Source organism: Vibrio sp. V19_P1S1T109, assembly GCF_002241375.1.
Lineage (GTDB): Bacteria > Pseudomonadota > Gammaproteobacteria > Enterobacterales > Vibrionaceae > Vibrio > Vibrio anguillarum.
In genome coordinates this window covers 1-3211 of record NZ_NDIM01000205.1, presented here as the reverse complement: position 1 = coordinate 3211, position 3211 = coordinate 1, and the positions used below count along the sequence as shown (strand labels likewise).

Genomic DNA, 3211 nt, shown 5'->3' with positions numbered 1-3211 from the left:
AGTTTGACGAGGTTCACAAAAAAGATAGAATACGCAACCTGTATACAATGTAACAAGGTGTAGTAAATCATGAACTCAGCACTTCTTTCGCTATTAGAAAATAAAAACACCTCTGAAAAAGGTAAATCCCAATCGACATTGGCTGACAAACTATCGAGTGTCATGGTGTTTGGCGCGACAATCGCCGTAGTTGGTTTGCTAGGGTTAATCTACATTGCATAAATTCACATAAAAAAGACGCTTGATGCGTCTTTTTTATCATCTAGAGAATAGCGTTTACTTGGTCGCTATCACTTCAATTTCCACTTTCGCATCCATAGGAAGGCGAGCAACTTTCACGCATGAGCGCGCTGGAAAAGAGGCTTGGTGGTTTTCAAAGAACTCGCCATCGTAATTCTCGTCATTAGTGGGTTGCCATTGGTGTAGTGAAACTGACTCAACCGCTGAATGTCGGTAATAGGTTCATCATTGACATAAAGTGGAATACTGCGGTTGCGATACCAAATAAGATCAGCATGCCGATCATTGCGTTGCCACCCGGTGCCATAAATCCTTCTTGACCACCTTCTAAAGTGCGTGATTTACGAGCCAATAACGCTGGAATTAAGCAAGCCCAGATTGTTGCAGCAGCACCCGCATAGCCAATCGCCAGAATAAAGCCGAAAGGGAATAATAAAGAAAGGGTGAGTGGTGGAATAAATGTCACTAGCCACGTTTTAGTTCGACCTTGTTTGTTGTCTTCAAATTTAAACAGGTCTGCCAGAAAATCAAAAACACCTAAGCCTACTCCAATGAACGAAGAAAGAATGGCTGCCATTGAGAAGGTGTTGATTGCGTGCGATACCTTGTCTGAATCAATCACAGAGCCTAACGCTGCTAACAGAACTTCAACGTTACCACCTTGGGCAATCACTGGGCCGAAATTGCTACGTGGTAGGTTACCGTAAATACTGGCCATCCACAGGAAGTACAGACATAGTGCGATAACGGTACCGCCCAAAATGGCGTATTTTGCGCGATGCTCACACCCATAGTAAGAACGCATACTGGCCACTGAGTGATGATAACCAAATGAAGTTAACGCCACAGGTAACATTGCCATAGCGTATGGGGCATAATTGGATTCTTCGTTAATGCGGTCGAAAAGTACGCTAGTATCTATGTTAACGGCTAAACCAGAAACACCAAATACGAAGCTCAGTACCATAAAGGCAATAAGAACAATAGAGATCCTGTCGACTGCTCGAGTAGAGTGCCAAACGAAAAGAGAGAAAACAGCAACAAACAGGACTGATGTGATTTTGTTATTGATACCTAAAACACCTTCTAGAATTAAACCTGAAGATGTGATGTAAGCATAAAGTAAGATACCGCCGACAAAATAAACTGCTAAATTATTAATTCGGTTGACGTTATCGCCAAGGATGTCTTTGGTCACAGTGTTGAAAGACACTTTAAGATCGTAACGCTTGAATGCTTCCAATAGCATCCAACCCGAGAGTGTCATCATGATCATGGTGAAGGTAATTGTGATAAGAGACCAAGTCGTCCAAGCGCCGGCTCCCGCACTCGGTAACCCTAACATTCCGGCTCCGACACAGACGCTTGCTATGATACAAGCTCCGCCTACTAAAGATGGATTATTGTTCATAATCGTTACTCTTGTTTAAGTTTCATGTTGAGGAAAAAGCCCGCTAAATTTATAGATTTTGTTTTGCTCGATTTAGAAGGAAATAGCGCGCCAATTAGGCGCGCTTTAGTTAGTGATTATTCAACTTCCTTTAGACGGGCTGTGAAGTGGCGTAGCACTTGTGGCTCGTAGGTGAAATCGAGTCCCTTTACGTTGTGGGCATTCTCTTTTACTTTCCCAAATGCTTCGATAACAAAGTCCATGTGCGTTTGAGTGTAAGTAGCACGAGGAATGGTTAGGCGTAACAACTCAGCAGGACAAGGGTGTTGTTTACCCGTTGCAGGATCACGGCCTAATAGTAACGAACCGATTTCCACCGCGCGGATACCTGCTACTTTGTAGAGTTCACAGGCCAAAGCATGAGCTGGGAATTGATGCGAAGGGATATGAGGTAATAGTTTGCCTGCATCAACGAATGCTGCGTGGCCGCCAGCCTGCTGACACACAACCCCAATGGCTTCTAGGCCATCAACAAGGTACTGAACCTGGCCGATACGGTACTCTAGCCAGTCTTGACGCATGCCATCGTATAGACCGACAGCAAGACGCTCCATTGCACCACCTTCAAGACCACCATAAGTAGGGAAACCTTCTTGAATCACACAAAGCGTGCGGCATTCCGTGTAAGTGTCCATCATCGATTCATCTTTGAAACACAACAGACCGCCCATTTGAACCATTGCATCTTTCTTAGCAGACATGGCTAAACCATCTGCGTATTTATAGGTTTCACGAGTGATTTCTTCGATAGTCCAATTTTGATAACCCGGTTCGCGTTGCTGAATAAAGTAAGCATTCTCAGCAAAGCGCGCAGAGTCCATGATGACAGGAATATCGTAGCGTTGAGCAATCTCGTATACCGCTTTTAAGTTAGCGATAGAGACAGGCTGACCACCGGCAGAGTTACAAGTAATCGTGCTGACAATGTAAGGTACGTTCGCAGGCCCTGCTTCTTCAATCGCCATTTCCAGTTTCGCGATATCAAAGTTACCTTTGAAATCTGCATTGACAGATGTATCGAACGCATCTTCGGTATAGACGTTTTTCGCCACACAACAGTTAACCTGAGTGTGACCTTGAGTGGTGTCGAAGAAGTAGTTAGACAGCGCCACCATTTTTGAACGATCGAGGCCTTTTTCTTGCTCACGCTTTTTAATTAGAACAGGAATATAGATTTGCTCTGCACCACGGCCTTGGTGAGTTGGGATAGTTAACTCATAACCGAAGATATCTTTCACCGCATTCGCCAGCGCATAGTAGCTGCGGCTGCCACTGTAAGCCTCGTCACCCATTAGCATTGCTGCTTGCATTCTTTGAGTAATAGAGCCTGTGCCGCTATCAGTGAGAAGGTCAATAAATACATCGTCACTATCGATAAGGAATGGGTTCATACCCGCTTTAAGGATGGCTTCTTCGCGATATTCACGTGTTGTACGTTTTACTGGTTCAACAACACGAATGCGGAAGGGTTCTGGTAAGTGTTTAAAGTTTTCCATGATAATACCTTTGAATAATTTAAAT

The 3211-nt window shown here is 44.2% G+C and carries 3 protein-coding genes and 1 pseudogene; 1 reads left to right on the top strand and 3 read right to left on the bottom strand.

The window, feature by feature from the left end; genetic code table 11:
* Positions 1-69 precede the first annotated feature (69 nt).
* A complete protein-coding gene (locus tag B9J87_RS17765) occupies positions 70-222 on the top strand; it encodes a hypothetical protein (RefSeq protein ID WP_161441836.1) in 153 nt (50 codons plus the stop codon).
* Positions 223-276: 54 nt separating this feature from the next.
* On the opposite strand, the pseudogene B9J87_RS09770 reads toward B9J87_RS17765, so the two are convergent.
* The 3 genes and pseudogenes from B9J87_RS09770 to tnaA all read right to left on the bottom strand — a co-directional run.
* Positions 277-387, bottom strand: a pseudogene (locus tag B9J87_RS09770) (Rid family hydrolase); the annotation flags it as partial.
* Between the two features lie 49 nt (positions 388-436).
* Positions 437-1651, bottom strand: a complete 1215-nt coding sequence (locus B9J87_RS09765; protein ID WP_026028108.1) for an aromatic amino acid transporter — start codon at positions 1649-1651, stop codon at positions 437-439.
* A gap of 116 nt (positions 1652-1767) precedes the next feature.
* A complete protein-coding gene (gene tnaA / locus B9J87_RS09760; protein ID WP_017043367.1) occupies positions 1768-3186 on the bottom strand; it encodes a tryptophanase in 1419 nt (472 codons plus the stop codon).
* Positions 3187-3211: the final 25 nt, after the last annotated feature.